This window comes from Dictyobacter aurantiacus, from assembly GCF_003967515.1.
In the GTDB taxonomy this organism is placed as follows: domain Bacteria; phylum Chloroflexota; class Ktedonobacteria; order Ktedonobacterales; family Ktedonobacteraceae; genus Dictyobacter; species Dictyobacter aurantiacus.
On record NZ_BIFQ01000002.1, the window covers coordinates 1957789 to 1973346 of the forward strand.

13 protein-coding genes are annotated in these 15558 nt (G+C 54.0%); 6 read left to right on the forward strand and 7 right to left on the reverse strand.

Annotated features, from left to right (window positions below):
• Position 1: 1 nt before the first annotated feature.
• The 4 genes from KTT_RS32670 to KTT_RS32685 all read left to right on the forward strand — a co-directional run bounded on the left by KTT_RS32670 (position 2) and on the right by KTT_RS32685 (position 4058).
• Positions 2 to 937, forward strand: coding sequence for a 1-phosphofructokinase family hexose kinase (locus KTT_RS32670; protein WP_126601910.1), 936 nt, complete (start codon positions 2 to 4; stop codon positions 935 to 937).
• Positions 938 to 1018: 81 nt separating this feature from the next.
• Entirely contained in the window at positions 1019 to 2032 is a 1014-nt protein-coding gene (locus KTT_RS32675) for a tagatose 1,6-diphosphate aldolase (protein WP_126603322.1), read from the forward strand.
• Positions 2033 to 2164: 132 nt separating this feature from the next.
• Positions 2165 to 2830 (forward strand): TetR/AcrR family transcriptional regulator, encoded by a 666-nt coding sequence (locus tag KTT_RS32680; protein WP_160146299.1) that lies wholly within the window; start codon positions 2165 to 2167, stop codon positions 2828 to 2830.
• Positions 2811 to 4058, forward strand: coding sequence for a cytochrome P450 family protein (locus KTT_RS32685; RefSeq protein ID WP_126601914.1), 1248 nt, complete (start codon positions 2811 to 2813; stop codon positions 4056 to 4058). Before KTT_RS32680 ends, KTT_RS32685 begins: the two co-directional genes overlap by 20 nt.
• A 135-nt stretch (positions 4059 to 4193) precedes the next feature.
• Here the strand turns inward: KTT_RS32685 and KTT_RS32690 are convergent, their stop codons facing one another.
• From KTT_RS32690 to KTT_RS32715, 6 genes are all read right to left on the reverse strand, one after another.
• Positions 4194 to 6551, reverse strand: a complete 2358-nt coding sequence (locus tag KTT_RS32690; protein ID WP_126601916.1) for a glycoside hydrolase family 3 N-terminal domain-containing protein — start codon at positions 6549 to 6551, stop codon at positions 4194 to 4196.
• 57 nt (positions 6552 to 6608) lie between these two features.
• Complete coding sequence (locus KTT_RS32695; RefSeq protein ID WP_126601918.1) at positions 6609 to 7496, reverse strand: carbohydrate ABC transporter permease; 888 nt, start codon at positions 7494 to 7496, stop codon at positions 6609 to 6611.
• A gap of 37 nt (positions 7497 to 7533) precedes the next feature.
• Entirely contained in the window at positions 7534 to 8472 is a 939-nt protein-coding gene (locus KTT_RS32700) for a carbohydrate ABC transporter permease (protein WP_126601920.1), read from the reverse strand.
• Positions 8473 to 8586: 114 nt separating this feature from the next.
• A complete protein-coding gene (locus KTT_RS32705) occupies positions 8587 to 9930 on the reverse strand; it encodes a substrate-binding domain-containing protein (protein WP_126601922.1) in 1344 nt (447 codons plus the stop codon).
• A gap of 165 nt (positions 9931 to 10095) precedes the next feature.
• The gene (locus KTT_RS32710) at positions 10096 to 11100 is read right to left on the reverse strand and encodes a LacI family DNA-binding transcriptional regulator (RefSeq protein WP_218031068.1); all 1005 of its coding nucleotides are present in this window, start codon (positions 11098 to 11100) and stop codon (positions 10096 to 10098) included.
• A gap of 290 nt (positions 11101 to 11390) precedes the next feature.
• Complete coding sequence (locus KTT_RS32715) at positions 11391 to 12239, reverse strand: class I SAM-dependent methyltransferase (RefSeq protein ID WP_126601926.1); 849 nt, start codon at positions 12237 to 12239, stop codon at positions 11391 to 11393.
• 193 nt (positions 12240 to 12432) lie between these two features.
• Here KTT_RS32715 and KTT_RS32720 point away from each other — a divergent pair, with 193 nt between their 5' ends.
• Together KTT_RS32720 and KTT_RS32725 are read left to right on the forward strand one after the other, a co-directional pair.
• Positions 12433 to 12921, forward strand: a complete 489-nt coding sequence (locus tag KTT_RS32720) for a DUF488 domain-containing protein (RefSeq protein WP_126601928.1) — start codon at positions 12433 to 12435, stop codon at positions 12919 to 12921.
• 192 nt (positions 12922 to 13113) lie between these two features.
• Positions 13114 to 14595, forward strand: coding sequence for a helix-turn-helix domain-containing protein (locus KTT_RS32725; protein WP_126601930.1), 1482 nt, complete (start codon positions 13114 to 13116; stop codon positions 14593 to 14595).
• On the opposite strand, the gene KTT_RS32730 is transcribed toward KTT_RS32725, so the two are convergent.
• Positions 14592 to 15089, reverse strand: coding sequence for a hypothetical protein (locus KTT_RS32730; RefSeq protein WP_126601933.1), 498 nt, complete (start codon positions 15087 to 15089; stop codon positions 14592 to 14594). The two genes, KTT_RS32725 and KTT_RS32730, sit on opposite strands and share 4 nt — an antisense overlap.
• Positions 15090 to 15558: the final 469 nt, after the last annotated feature.

A 15558-nucleotide genomic window follows, 5' to 3' on the forward strand; every position in this document is an offset into this window, starting at 1 on the left:
CATGATCCTCACCGTCGTTCCCAATCCTGCCCTGGATAAGACCGTGGTGTTGCCAGGCTTTACACCCGGGAAGATCCATCGTCCCCGCGAGATAATGACATTGGCCGGGGGAAAAGGCTTTAATTTCGCGCGGGCGCTACGTACGCTTGGTGGACAACCAACGGTCGTTGGCCCGATTGGAGGTCACGCAGGGAAATTACTGCTCGACCTGGCCGTGCAAGAGGGATTATGCGTGAGCGCACAGGCGGTGGATGCCGAGTTGCGTACCTGCCTGACCATCGTTGATCCCGCCGCCTACAACGCATTGACCGAGATCTATGAATCGGGGGCGGCAATAACCCTTGATGAATGGATTGGACTGGTGCAGCATGTCGACCAACTGCTGGCGCAGGCGCGAATGCTGACGATTAACGGGAGCTTCCCTCCGGGAACACCGGCGGATGGTTTGAGCACGCTCATCCAGCGGGCCAGAAGCCACAATGTGCCTGTTTTCCTGGATACACATGGGGCTCAGCTTCCCGCCGCGCTCACTCTGGAGCCAGACTTGTTGAAGATCAACCAGTTTGAAGCCGCGCAAGCGACCGGGATGCATATCGATACACCAGCTGACGCGTTACAGGCGGCCGCTGTATTGCAGAGGCGCGGAGCACAAGAGGTCATCATCACATTGGGAAAGGCTGGCGTGGTGGGTCGCTCACGTGCTCATCACACGTTTGGTTGGTCATGTCCCTCTGTCCCCGCTATCTGTAGCACCGGCAGTGGAGACAGCCTGCTGGCTGGCATTGTCGCGGCGCTCATCCGTGGGCAGGATCTGGAGGAAGCCAGCCGGCTAGGTGTCGCATCAGGCGCCGCCAACACCTTACAACTCGGCGCCGGCCGTTTTACGCATCAGCAAGTTGTAGATATCCTGCCTGACGTCCACAGGCTTGCTCTCTAAGGAGCGGTATCTTACGGTTTTATTAGATAGAGCAAAGAAATTACTAGATTGAAAAAGAAAGAATGAAGAACAGTGGTGCAGATCAGTCGTGGTAAATTTGAGAATATCAGAGCCTGTGCTGATGACAAAGGCATTATCGCGGCCGTGGCCATGGACCAGCGTGGATCGCTTAAGAAGAGTATCAACGCCTTGCAAGAAGGGTATGGAACGGCGCAGACCATCTCAACCTTTAAGCGCAAGGTTGTACAGGTCCTGGCGCGCTATGCCAGCGCGGTCTTGCTCGATCCCGAATACGGATTAGAGGCTCTACGTGAGCGCGCACCGGGCTGTGGGGCACTGCTCTCCTACGAGGTGACCGGCTATGATGAAAATGCCATTGGCCGCCTGCCGCGTCTGCTTCCCCAGTGGAGCGCGCGCCGCCTGGTTGAAGCTGGCACCAACGTGGTCAAAATCTTGCTCTATTATAATCCCGCCGATGAAGGTTGGATCAACGATAGTAAGCAGGCCTTTGTCGAGCGCGTGGGAGACGAATGCAAGGCTCTGGACATCCCTTTTTTCCTTGAGCCTCTGGTGTATGATAACGCGCACCAGGAGAAGAGCCTTGAGTTCGCGCGCTTGAAGCCGGAATATGCCTGCTCCACTATTGAGGAGTTCTCGAAACCCCGTTACGGCGTAGACATGCTCAAGATAGAGGTGCCCATCAACTGCACCTACCTGGCTGGTAGCCTGGCATATAAGGGAGGGGAGGTGGCGTACGAGCGCGCTGCCGCCATTGAACACTTCCAGACAGCCGCCTCCGCCGCAAAGATTCCTTTTATTTATTTAAGCGGGGGCGTCGATGATGCTGTATTCCGCGAGACCCTGGAATTGGCCGCCGAGGCGGGCGTCCCTTTCAGCGGAGTCCTCTGTGGGCGCGCCACCTGGAAGGGCGGCATCCCCGTTTTTGTGCAGGATGGCGAGTCCGCGCTGGAAGCGTGGTTGCTCGATCAGGGCGTGCGCAACATCCAGGCCCTCGATGAAGTGCTAGCCGTCTGCGCGCAACCCTGGTACACCATCTATGGAGGCCTTGATGCCATAGAGGTGATAGATAGATAAATTGCAAGAGACAGACAAGGCGACAATCACGAGGTATCCTGTGATTGCCGCCTTGTCTGTCTCTTGCAATACATGAACTCTACCATCTTGACAGGGCATAATTGTCGTGGTAATTTATGAATGGATATTCATTTGAATGAATGCTCATTCATCAGGAGGGGGACTATCAAAGATTCTATTCAGGAGCAGCTGATCGCCGCTCGGCGCAACCAGATTCTGGATGCCGCCGTCAAAGTGTTCGCCACGAAAGGCTTTCATCCGACCACTATCAAAGACATTGCGCGTGAGGCGGGTATCGCGGACGGCACCATCTATAACTACTTTGAGAACAAGATGGCATTGATACTTGGCATTCTGGATCGCTTGAATGAATCAGATCAGCGCGCCAAAGATTTCTCTCTCCTCAATGACGAGGTGAACATACGCAGCTTTATGAAGGCCTATCTGCGACACCGCCTGGCGCTGCTCAAGGCGGACAATTTCGAGATCTTCAGAGTCGTCATCTCAGAAATCCTGGTCAACAAGGAGTTGAGAGAGCTGTATTATCAGAAGATTTTTGAGCCGACGTTTGTCATGGTAGAACAGTACTTCCAGCAATGGGCAGATCAGCATATCATCAAACCTGTCAACCTCAAACTGGCAATGCGCGCCATACCTGCTATGGTGCTTGGCCTGATTATAGAGCACATTATAGGTGATACAGCCATAGAGGCTGAGTGGGATGCGCTGCCCGAATTTTTAACCGATATGATATTGGATGGCATAGGGGTCACGAATCATGATGAAGAAAAGCCCTGATAGCGCAACCGTATCCACAAGCTCGATAGCGCCGGTGAACGTTGTCGATGCGCGCTTCAAAGCGAATCCATTTCCATTTTATGCACAGCTGCGCGCCGAGGCCCCGGTCTTTACGGTGACGCTCCCAACGAAGCAGCGCGCCTGGTTGATTACACGCTATGACGATGTATTGAGTGTTTTGAAAGACGAGCGCTTCGCCAAAGATCGCCGTAACGCGATGACGCCTGAACAATTGAAGAAGATGCCCTGGATTCCCCCGATGTTCAAGCCGCTGGAGAGAAATATGCTGGACCTGGATAGTCCAGATCACACGCGGTTGCGGGCGCTGGTTCATAAAGCGTTTACGCCACGTCTGATTGAACAGATGCGGGACCAGATCCAGGCATTGACGGATGAATTGCTGGATGCCGCCGAGCGCAAGGGCAGCGTGGATCTGATCGCTGACTTCGCGCTGCCGCTCCCCCTCACCGTGATTGGACGCATGTTAGGGGTTCCGGCGCGAGACAACCCCAGGTTTCACCGCTGGACGAAGGCCGTGCTATCGGCGGGCACCAATATGAATTACGTTGTGCTCATCCCTTCCATCATGAGGTTTATGGGATACCTGAAGAAGCTCACCAAGGAGCGGCGCGCCCATCCTCAAGACGACCTGATTACGGCCCTGGTTCAGGCCAGAGATGGGAGCGATCAACTGAGCGAAGACGAGGTACTGGCGATGATCTTTCTGCTGCTGATTGCCGGTCACGAAACGACCGTGAATCTAATCGGTAGCGGTACCCTGGCGTTGTTAGAGCATCCCGATCAACTGGAGAAACTACGCGGCGACCCAACGCTGATCAAGCCCGCCATAGAAGAGCTTCTGCGTTTTGTGTGTCCGGTTGAGATGGCCACAGAGCGCTATGCGCGGGAAGACATCGAGATTGCCGGCACAACGATCCCCCGTGGAGAACTGGTACTGGCCGTCATCGGATCGGCGAATCGCGACGCCAGCCACTTTGAAAACCCCGATGCGCTGGACATCACGCGCAAGAACAACCGGCACCTGGCCTTTGGTCAGGGGGCCCATTACTGCCTTGGTGCCCCGCTGAGCCGGCTCGAAGGGCAGATCGCTATCACTACGCTGGTCCAGCGCATGCCCGGCCTGCGCCTTAACACGGCACCGGAGCAGATACGCTGGCGTGGCGGTTTTATTCTGCGCGGCCTGGAGGCGTTGCCGGTCTCATTTTAAGTGTATACCTGATCTATATATAGATATAGAACGCGGTATGCCTGAATACTGCCGTGTATGCTCAACATTGAATAAAGAATAATGAAGGTCCAGGAGCACTCCCGCTTGAGTTGTGGAAGTGCTCCTGGACCTTTGTTATCCGATGGTGACCGTGGTTGCTACGATCTCGCGCTGTATATATTCAGAGACTGCGCCGGTCAGGGTGATGGTTTCGGTGAGGCGGATATCGGTGGCGGAAGCGCCGAGGCTGAAGCTGAAATCCCCAGGCTCAGTCACGAAGCGCATTGAGGGATCGTAGAAGGCGAGCCGGGATGGGTGGACCGTGAAGGTGAGCTGACGCGTCTGTCCGGGCTCAAGCGAGATGCGGGCAAAGCCGAGCAAGAGACGGTCGGGTCGCGCGACCGAGGCCACTTTATCACAGGCATAGAGCTGGATAACCTCATCGCCCGAGACCTCTCCCACATTGCTCACTTTTGCAGTGATCTCAATGGGCGTGGTGGTATCCCGCGACCGGATCTGCAGATCGCTGTAGGCGAAGGTCGTGTAGCTCAGACCATGACCAAAGGGGAAAAGCGGTGTTGTGGGTGAATCGATATAATCGTCAAAGAACATCGCCCGATCGCCGCCGGCGCGGTGTCCCGCATACACAGGAATCTGACCGACTGAGCGTGGCATGCTGACCGGCAGGCGTCCACTGGGATTCACTTTCCCCGTCAGTACGTCCGCCAGGCCGTTGCCACCCTCTTCACCAGCAGGATAGAGTTGGAGCAGGGCGCCCACCTGATCGACGATCGAGGACAGCGTATGGATGCGTCCACTGAGCACTACCACCACCAGCGGCGTCTTGCTGGCTGCCAGGGCTGAGATCAGTTCCTGCTGCACACCGGGCAGATCAAGATCGGTCGCGTCGTTGGCTTCGCCAGACGTCACCGGCCGCAGAAGCCCGCTGCGTCCTGCAACCACGACGATGGCCACATCGGCCGCTCTGGCGGTCTGAACGGCTGACTCAAAGCCCGAACGATCATCACCCAGCACTTCGCAGCCTTTGGCATAGTGAATTTCGACCGTATCGCCGAGGGCGGCCTTTAAACCAGCCAGAGGGGTGACATGAGGGGTATAAAATGGGCCTGGAGCATAGTCGCCAGCGGCTTCGGGAACCGTGAGGCCGGTCGCCTCCGTTGCCTGGGGCGCGGCGTAGATCAACTCCAGGTGTGCCGGATAATGATAATCGCCCTGCAAGAGCCGCTGATCATCCGCGCCGGGACCGATCACCGCGATGCGTTTCGTGGCAGGCGTCAGGGGCAGCAGACCATTGTTCTTGAGCAGAATGGTAGATTGCGCCACCGCCTGTCGGGCCAGGGTACGCTGCTCTGGTGTCTGAAAGACTGAACTGGCGGCTTCCGCGTCCACATAGGGGTGTTCAAAGAGTCCTAACTGGAACTTGAGCTGTAGCACACGACGCACCGCTGTATCGACCACCTCGATCGCCAGCCGTCCCGCCTCGACCTCGGCCTTGAGGGGATCGCCATAGCAATTTGTCGTAGGCAGTTCCATATCCAGACCAGCCAGCAGAGCCAGGCGAGCCGCCTCACCCGGTGTCGCCGCCACCCGGTGGTAGTTCATCAGCATCTCAACTGAAGCATAGTCCGCCACCACAGGACCATCGAAGCCGAGCTCGCCACGCAACAGGGCAGTCAGGATAGCGGGGCTGCCGGCGCAGGGCAAGCCATCGACCGAGGCATACGAGTTCATGATGGTCGCGATGCCCGTATTTCGCATTACTGCTGAGAACGGCTCGGCGTAGACCTCGCGCAGCTCGCGAGGTCCCAGTTGAACCGGATTCCAGTTCCGCCCCCCCTCAGACATGGCATAGCCGAGGAAATGCTTGCCGGTAGCGGCCACGCCATGCGCGAGATTATCGCTCTGCAGACCCCGCACGTACGCCGTCCCGATCGTCCCGATCAAAACGGGATCCTCGCCATAGGTCTCCTCAACGCGTCCCCAGCGGGGATCGCGGGCCACATCCAGCACCGGGGCCAGTGCGTGCCTGGCTCCCACCGCCAGCATCTGAGAACGGATCACCGAAGCCACCTGCTGAACAAGCTCTGGATTCCAGGTCGCGGCCAGCGCGAGTCCCTGTGGAAAGACGGTGGCATCGCGATGGCAGAAGCCACCCGTCGCCTCCTCATGCACAATAATCGGGATGCCCAGCCGTGTTTGTTCGAGCACAACCTTTTGCAGCGCGTTCATCAAGGCCGCGCTCTGCTGCGGATGCAGGCCGGTCGCGGCCCCGATGCGTGTCGCCTGCCCGATGCCATAGGGCATCTTTTCGATTGCTACCCTGGGATCGAAGGTCCCTGTCGCGACAAACGCGGTACTCCAATAGCAGCCAAGTTGAGCCAGCTTCTCATCCAGTGTCATCTGGTTCAGCAAATCTTCAACCCGCTGCTCGACAGGAGCCTGCGGGTCGCGGTACAAAGAAGTCGTTCCCATAGTGTGTTAACTTTCTAATCATAGTGAGTGCACGTGCACCTGCGACTCGCCACCGTCCTACTTACTAAAGCCCGCTACCAGACCGCCGAGCAATTGACGACGCCCAAAGATATAGAGCAGGATGATCGGAGTCGCTGACAGGAAGACCGCGGCCAGAATGGCTGGCACGTTGGTCGTATATTGTCCCTGAAAGCTCCATAACGCCAGAGGCAGCACGCGTACGCTCGCGCTCTGTGTGAGCACCAGGGGAAAGAGAAAGCCATTCCAGACCTGGATCGTTTCATAAATGACCACCGTGATGATGGCAGGCCGTGACAGAGGCATCACCAGGCTGCGCAGGATGCGGAAATGGCCAGCTCCATCCAGCAGCATCGATTCATGCAGTTCTTTGGGGATATCGCGGATATACGTCACGAGCACCAGGACCGAGAGCGGAATGCCAAAGGCCACGCTCGGCAGAATCAGCGCGAACAGGGTGTCATACAGATGCAGATTGGTGATCATCGCATAGATCGGGATAATGGTTGCCTGCAGCGGAATCGCCAGTCCGACCAGGAACAGGCTGAACACCCCCTGCGTAAAGCCATTGCGGATACGCGAGATCGAATAGGAAGCAAAGAGCGAGACCACCACAATCAGCAGCACACTGATTACGGTCACAAACGCCGTATTCGCAAAATAGAGACCAAAATCGTTCGCCAGGATATCCCCATAATTGCTCAATGTTGGATGGGTTGGGGGCAACCAGGGTACATCCGTAAAGAAATCCGCCAGCGGTCGCAGGCTGGTCATAAACATATAGAGGACCGGGTAGAACGCGATAATAAGCCAGATGATCCCGAACACAATCGGGACAATTTCCCACAGCTGTCCCGCCGAGCGCGAACGCCTCTGCTGTGGCTGCTGCTCGGTGGCAGCTTTTTCAGGAAGTATACCTACACCCATAGAAGTACCTTACTTTCCAGTGTAACACCGTGCCGGTTTACAATCCTTCCAACTGGCTTGACATTTTGGTAAAACCGGTAAAGCGCAGCAGAATAAACGAAAGGACGATGCCAAAGAGCGCCAGCAGTACTGCCAGCACGCTACCATAGCCGACCGACTCATTAGGGAAGGCTGTAATATACATCTGCAGCGGCAGCACGCGGGTCGCATAGCCCGGTCCACCTCCGGTTGTCACCCAGAAAAGGTCAAAGTAGGTGAGGGAACCGGTGAAGATCAGCGTGGTAGAAGTGATCACCGTATACTTCAACTGAGGCAGCGTGATGGCGAAAAAATTCTGCAAGCGGCCGGCGCCATCGATGTTGGCCGCCTCGTACAATTCCTTGGGAATCTGACGCGCGCCACCCAGGTAGAGCAGGGCATGAAAAGGAATAAACTGCCAGCAGATGATAGCCATTACGACGAAAAATGCCAGGCTGGGATCACCCAACCAGCCTTTCGCCAGCCACGGCAAGCCTATGGTCTTCAATAGCGTATCCAACAGGCCGAAATTCGGGTCCAGAATCGAGACCCAGGTCAGGCCTATCGCCACCGCTGAGAAGAGGAGCGGCAGAAAGTAGACCACGCTAAGGACCGCGCGATACTTTTGCTGACCCGCCATAAAAACACCCAGGAGCAGGCTCAATGGTGTCTGGACGACCCAGCTCACGATCATCACCTCGATGGTTAGGACCAACGCATGGCCCGTAACCGAGTCCGACAGGAGCGCGATCCAGTTCTTCAATCCAACCCAGCTAGCTGTCGACAGGCCATTCCAGTTCGTGAAGCTTAAATAGACCGCGATAAACATCGGTATAATGGCGAAGAGAAGATAGAACACCAGCGCCGGCAGGGTCCACAGGACCGAGACCCACGTGGAGCGCCGGGAAACTCTGGATGTATTCGTTGCTGTTTGTGGAACCTTGATTGATGCGCTCATGTGCGCCCTCCTATCTACTGACGCGTACATTTCTATCCCTTCATCAAAGGGATAGAAATGTACGCAGAGTGTGCGAGCGATCATTAAGAGCTCGCAAGCTCAGTGGTCACCAGCCTATGAAGCGCTCAAGGTTTTATTCATATTATCCGAGAACTGCTGGGGGGTAATCTGCTTCAAGAAGAGTTGATCCAGGTTGGTCAGCAAGGTCTGTGCCGGCTGCGGTAGCAGCGCCTGATCCCAGGACAGCTGGAAGTGGGGCGAGTTCTGCACCATCTTATAGTTGTACTGCAGCCAATCGCCATTGGGGGCACTGGCTAACTGCGACTCGATACCCTGAACCGGAGGTACATCACCGACGGCGATAAACTGCTTGACCTCTTCATCGCCCAGGACCGCGTCCTTCAGATAGGTAACGCAGCTCGCCGTTGATTTGGCGGTTTTCGAGATCGAATAGAAGTTGCAGGGATTGCCATAGACGTTGGCGATGTTGCCCTTGCCGCCCTCAACGGCCGGGAAAGGGAACCAGCCCAGCTTGCCGCTCTTGATGAAATCAGGACTATTTGTCTGCACCACCGGGAAATTCCAGCTGCCCTGCAGCATCATAGCGGCCTTACCGGTGTAGAGCAGCGCCGTATCCTGGTTAGTATCGGCGATGACCGAAGCGAAGGACGAACCGAACGCCCCCATCGATACCAACTGCTGGATAGAGGTATTGGCTTTGATAAACGCGTCCTGCGACCAGGCATTGGCTTTACCCGCCAGCACCGCATTGAACGCATCCGGACCACCGATGCGATCGGCAAGATACTCCGCATACATCAGATAGGGCCACTTGCTGCCGCCGGCCAGCGCTATCGGAATGACATTTGCGTTTTTCAATGTATTGATGGCGCTCAGCAGTTCATTCCACGACTGAGGAGGATTTATCTTATGCTGCTTAAAGATGTCCTTATTATAGAAAAACAGGACGGGCTGTACGCCGCTGGTAGGAACGCCATAGAGCTTGCCGTTGAAGGTGGCGCCAGAGAGAACGGAAGGAATGATGCGATTCTTCCAGGCGGGATCTGAATTGAAGTCGTTGGTCAGGTCATAGACATCATTGGCGTCGATATAGCTTTTCAGGATGCCGCCGCCCCAGCCGAAGAAAATATCGGGTGGATTATGCGCGCCCATGGCGACCTGGAGTTTCTGCTTGTATGGATCATTCTGGAAGAAATTGAGGGCTGCATGAATATTGGAATGCTTGCTATTGAAATCGTTCGTGATCGTCTGAACGACTTTTTGCTCGCTACCGGTACGGATATCCCAGATAGAGACGCTATTCGAGCCGCCGCTGCCGCCGCTCGATGTAGTTGTGGATTGACTACTCCCAACACCGAAGCATCCTGCCAGCGATGTGGCCAGCGCAGCTCCACCTGTAACCTCTAGAAAAGTGCGACGTGATATCTTTGTTTGCATTGCTCTGCTTCTCCGGCATCTATGCCTACCAGGTGCGTATATCAATCCTGGTATATCATCAAATAATACCAAATCAAAAAAGATCGATGATTGTCGAGCACTATTCCAATGAAAAAGCAAGGATCACTTTTTCAGGAACTGAGGAAACGTTACGGTCTCTCCTTTCTACTTTTCATCGTCCAGGGGTTTGCATGAATTGCGCACGATCAGGTTTGTCGTCAGCTCGACACGTATGCTATCCAGTGGCTCTCCATTGATCAAATGCAACAGCATTGTTGTCGCGACGCGTCCCATCTCTCGCAATGGCTGACGTATGGTGGTCAGATCGGGAGTGACGATGGACGCGGTAGGAACATCATCAAAGCCGATCACGCTCATATCATCGGGAATACGCAGGCCACGGTCGCGCAGCGCCCGGTAGACGCCATTTGCCTGCTCATCGCAACCCGCAAAAATAGCGGTAGGAGGCTCGGGCAGATCCAACAACGCATTGGTCTGTGTATACCCGCTGTCAGGAGAGAAATTCCCCTGACAGATATAATCTGGCCGCACAGGGAGTCCAGCGGCTTCCAGGGCCACACGATAGCCCGCGACGCGGTCCTGGCTACATGGAAGCGTGGTCGGACCGGTAATGACCGCTATGCGCCGATGGCCGAGCGAAATAAGATACTCCGTAGCTGTACGTCCACCAAGCCAGTTGGTAGCTCCGACCGAAGGTGTATCGAGTCCCAGTTCCCCGGCGTGGTCGACGACGACAAAGGGAATGTTGTGACGATGCAATGGATCGAAGCGCCTGGGTTCACCATGCGCAAGCACCAGAATAGCGCCATCGGATGGGCTATGCTGAATTTTGCTCATCCAGTGCTGCTCAAGCTCTAAAGAATGATGTGTGGACGAGATAGCCAGACGACGGTCTGTGCGAGCAAGCACCTCCTCTACGCCGCGCGCGATCTCGAAAGAATACATGCTATCAAATCCGGGAAACAGCATGTCCACAATACCGCTGTGCTCTTTCCGTGAAAGCTTCTTTGCGTGACGCTGGAGAAGTCCATGTTCCTCTAGCAACTGCTCCACACGCTTACGAGTTTCCGGTGCTACATCTGGTCGTTGATGTAAGACACGAGAGACGGTGGGGATAGAAACGCCTGCTTTCGCGGCAATTTCTGTCATAGTGCTACGCTTAGAGAAAGATTGCTTCATTATCGGAAAACACCTGCTACTTTTATCGGAATAGTAATAAGTATTCCCGTAAAAATTCTATTTGTCAAGGGGCTGAGCTAACCAAAAAATATCTTACATCATCGCGTTATTTCTTCATACGAGCGTTATGTAAACACAGGCGTGAGCAAATAAACGAATGGAGTAGCGTAGTCGTCTCTTCAAATTTTCCGATAAATTTTATCGGAAAATTTGAAGAGACGACCACTGAGGATGGAACCGAGAGGCGAACTGCCCTTTATTTACTTGCGGGCAGTGAGCGAAAACATCTGAGGCATGTTAGGTTGATCGGGAGGGAGAGACCAGTGGCCCTCAGAAGCGATCATGTTCGCAAAGGGAGGAGAATCATTGATGTAGAGATATTCACGCAAGGTCGTCAAGGTCAGACCACTATCCAGCACGGCCGTAACGATATCCCCCAAACCCCAGCTAAATTCGTAGCTAGGATGAGAATTGACGAAATCTTGTATGCCTGTTGCATACTCTCCACCAGCGAGTCCTTGACCGCTCGCGGCGACATAATCACCTACACCTTCCTCAGAACTCATCACCTCTCCCCGTGTGGTATAGGGAGAAGTTCGATTTCCGTTCCAGTCAAACATCCGCGAAACAGGATGGCGATCAATCACGATCAGCGATCCTTGCGGGCGCAGAATAGCGGCTACCCCTTTAGCCCAGGTTTTGATATCGGAGAGCCAGCAGATGGCCCCATAGGAACAAAATGCCAGGTCGAACCGCTGCCGGCTCGCGGCCGCCTCCTGGAACCATTCGTAGAGATCGCTACGGACAAACGTGGCAGCGAGGCCTGTTTGTTGGGAGAGGTTGCGTGCGAAGTCGATGGCCGTATCGCTGATATCCACACCCGTAACGATAGCCCCCAGGCGAGCCAGTGAGAGCGTATCCTGTCCAGCATTGCATTGCAGATGGACGACAGATAGCCCACGAATGTCACCTAGCAACTCCAGTTCTTCAGGATGTAGCGTGGTCCCTCCGTTGTGGAAAAAGGCCACCTGGTCCCCCCGATGACTATTGTGGGCCACGGTCGCCTCGTTCCAGGAGCGGCGATTCCCTTCGTGTAGTTCTTTGCGCATGAAAGAACTCCTTTCTAATGCAGGAAAAGCATAGCGTATTGTGATGAGAAAAACAAGATGGTAAAGCAGATAGATCGTTTTTGAGACCGTGTTTTCCCTGTCGGTCCATATGCTATAATGCATTGTGTAACGATATAGATGATGGTCTTTGAGAAGTAGCGAAGCACATCAGAAGGTAGAGGGGAAGTTCATTATGAGCTCCAGGTCTCTGGCTGTACATTTGAAGTGGGTGTATGAAGAGAAGGGGCCAGATGATGGGACGCGTGTCCTGGTGGAGCGGCTCTGGCCACGTGGCATCTCCAAGGAAAAGGCACAGATCGATGTGTGGCTGAAAGAGGTGGCTCCCAGCAATGACCTGCGCCGCTGGTTTGGACATGATCCCGAACGGTTTACCGAATTTCGGCATCGTTACCAGAAGGAATTAGACGCTGATGAAGCGAAGGCCAGCCTGGAAAAGCTAGCTGAGCTGGCACAAAAGGGCCCGGTGACGCTCGTTTTCGCGACTCACGATGTCGAGCATTCAAGCGCCATGGTTTTACGTGACCTGCTGTGCATCGGAAGCACAGCTAAAATATCCTCAACATCTCCTCTGGCAGATAAAAGTCTTCTACCAGTCTTATATATCACTTTGCAAGACATTGTTTCGCCAATATTTATACAATTTTTATACACTTTAGGATAGACAAAGCATATTTTATATGCTACGCTGAGAAAGATTTCTACATCCCGTTATCGAATATGCGTAGTTTATCCTGTAGCGAACGAGCGATGCAGGCTCAATGAAGAAGCAGAAGCGCCCCCTGATAGAGTCGACGTATCCACAGCTGATGCGACAGTACAGGCTGAAGAAAAACGACAAGTAAGAAATGGATGCATGATGGTGGAAACACAGACCCTGATGTCAGAGACCACCTTTCCTACAACCACCTTAGCGCCAGTGAACCCGGGACCAGAAACCAGCCAGGCTATGGTTGTGAAGAAAGAGCAATTGAATCTACACACGGTGCTGGCGCAGCTGGTGAATACAATAACCCTGCCTTTGCGTCTGTCTGAGATGCTACGGCTCTTAGCGGAACTGATCACGCAGGCGCTGGATATCGATCTCTGCCTGATTATGTTGCGTAGCCAGCCCAAAGACACCTTCCATCTCTGTGCAAGCCATCCTGATGTAGGGGGTAGCGGTCTGCGGATTCAAAGTTTGCGCATTGATACAGCATTGTGGGAACATCTACGTACATTTAGCTTGCAGGGCAAAATACCTGAGATCACCAGAGAAGAAGCTGCCCTGCTTAATCCTCTACAGAAAAGCAGCGATCATTATTGTATCTGTATTCCTTTGTGCGCGGGTAATGAGCAACTGGGATTGCTGTACTGCTACGCTCAACGACCAATTCATTGCGATAATGATGAGCAGTTGCTCTTGAATACTATTGCCCAGCAAACGGCGTTAGCCATCAAGCATCGTCGCTATATGGAAGAAGACATGATCGCGCAGCAAAGCGTGGTTAAAGCTTTGCTTGAGGACTTATTATCTGGAAAACCGGCGAGCGAAGCGGCATTGCAGAGAAGGGCATATATACTGGGATTTGACGTCACAAAACCACATGTGTTGTTGCTGATCGAGCTATCGGAAGCCACTGAACCGCTGGAGGACAAAAAAGGAGCGGGACAGGAGCGACTGGCACGCTACAATACGGCCCTGACCCACATCAAGCAGAGCCTGCAGGCCTGCTATCCGAGCATCCTGATCGATGAACGGGAAGCGGGCCTATGCTGTCTCTTCCCTTTTGAGACCGTACCTGAGGCGGTACAACTAAACGAACAGCTTGAGCCACTAATTCAGATGATCTGGCAAGAGTACGCTATCTATATGTCTGTTGGCATTGGAACGTGCTGTCAGGTAATCAGCGACTATCCCCGGAGCTATGCTGAGGCTTGTGAAGCCGCTCAGATCGGCGCCTGTTTCAAGGCAGAGCTACGCTGCACCCACTTTTCCGAGCTAGGTGCATATCGATATCTCTATCCATTTGTGCAGGCGCACGGCATCAACGATCAGTATCAGCACTCGATTATGGTAGTGCTCAAGTACGACCAGCGCAAAAAGACCAACCTGCTGGATACTCTTGAGGCGTATCTGGAGTGTGGTGGCAACATCGCCAGGACCGCCTGCCTGCTTGACGTGCATCGCAACACATTACTGCAGCGCCTCAGCCGCATACAAAAATTGTGCCCACTCGATCTAGAGCACATGCCTGATCGCCTTCCCCTGCTCATGGCACTCAAGATCCATCGTCTGCAGGCGCACCAATGGCGCTGCGACGAGAGCGTAGACGACTTGACGAAGCGCGCCGTTTAGAGCTCAGGATGCTTATGTCTGGGCATCTGCATCAATATATACCCCGTTTCCAGGATTGACGAAATCTCGATGCCAAAGGAGCGTGTCTTCAGACGCGTACGCGAAAGCACATTGCGCACCGGCCGCATCTCCTGGTCCCATACACCAGCCTCCTGCGCCTCCATTAAGCGCTTGCGGCTGCGCGCGATGGCTGCCTCGGTCACGCGACCGCTATTGAAGCTCGCCAGGAGCACCTCATAGGGACAATAGTAAGGATAGGCTTCGAGTAAAGGAAGCAGAACACAGCTCTCGCTGGTCGTAAACTGCTGTTCCATCAACATATACGGACGCTCATCTTTACAGGCCAGATGAGAAAGGGTTCCGAGGGATGTGTTGAGGGCAAGGGTATGGCCGGCTGGTAGTAAGCCTTGCAATGAAAAATGCAAGATCTCTTCGCTGTTTTCCTGCAAGTAACTGACGGGTGTCTTCACCTTACGCAGGGAAACTTTTTGCATAGTGGCGCTCCTTGTCTGGCTAACGCAATAAAATAGGTTGAGTAAGGATCCTGATACGCGCTTCTAGGTCAGGCTACTATGACGCATGACACTGACTCACTGGCTCTTTCGCCACAGCTTTTTGTGTTATTCCTCCACTGTTTTTGTGATGGCACCCTGGCGTTTTTGGATGTCCATCAGACACGACAAACGCCTCCATAAAAGGAGCCCTGAAGCTCCACCGTTGAAATAGATTGTACTGGAACAATCACAAGAACTGCTTGAAATATGCTTGCAGCATAATGAACGTAACCTGATAAGGATTTTCTCCCAAAAAATGCTGGCACCTAGAAAGCGATAAAATACTGTATATAATAAACATACACGGAATGCTTATAAAAAGCAATAGTTTGAGGGAGGCCGAAGGCCTTTGCGCGAGCGCGCAGCGCTCTCTAGATGTATGAAGTGTTGCAATTCTGGCATGCGCGGT

What these genes read in the sequence shown, in the direction of transcription:
- KTT_RS32670 (WP_126601910.1), top strand. Translation starts at nt 2, where the DNA reads ATGATCCTCACCGTCGTTCCCAATCCTGCCCTGGATAAGACCGTGGTG.
- KTT_RS32710 (WP_218031068.1), bottom strand. Translation starts at nt 11,100, where the DNA reads ATGACAGAAATTGCCGCGAAAGCAGGCGTTTCTATCCCCACCGTCTCT.
- KTT_RS32730 (WP_126601933.1), bottom strand. Translation starts at nt 15,089, where the DNA reads ATGCAAAAAGTTTCCCTGCGTAAGGTGAAGACACCCGTCAGTTACTTG.
- KTT_RS32690 (WP_126601916.1), bottom strand. Translation starts at nt 6,551, where the DNA reads ATGGGAACGACTTCTTTGTACCGCGACCCGCAGGCTCCTGTCGAGCAG.
- KTT_RS32705 (WP_126601922.1), bottom strand. Translation starts at nt 9,930, where the DNA reads ATGCAAACAAAGATATCACGTCGCACTTTTCTAGAGGTTACAGGTGGA.
- KTT_RS32695 (WP_126601918.1), bottom strand. Translation starts at nt 7,496, where the DNA reads ATGGGTGTAGGTATACTTCCTGAAAAAGCTGCCACCGAGCAGCAGCCA.
- KTT_RS32685 (WP_126601914.1), top strand. Translation starts at nt 2,811, where the DNA reads ATGATGAAGAAAAGCCCTGATAGCGCAACCGTATCCACAAGCTCGATA.
- KTT_RS32725 (WP_126601930.1), top strand. Translation starts at nt 13,114, where the DNA reads ATGATGGTGGAAACACAGACCCTGATGTCAGAGACCACCTTTCCTACA.
- KTT_RS32700 (WP_126601920.1), bottom strand. Translation starts at nt 8,472, where the DNA reads ATGAGCGCATCAATCAAGGTTCCACAAACAGCAACGAATACATCCAGA.
- KTT_RS32720 (WP_126601928.1), top strand. Translation starts at nt 12,433, where the DNA reads ATGAGCTCCAGGTCTCTGGCTGTACATTTGAAGTGGGTGTATGAAGAG.
- KTT_RS32715 (WP_126601926.1), bottom strand. Translation starts at nt 12,239, where the DNA reads ATGCGCAAAGAACTACACGAAGGGAATCGCCGCTCCTGGAACGAGGCG.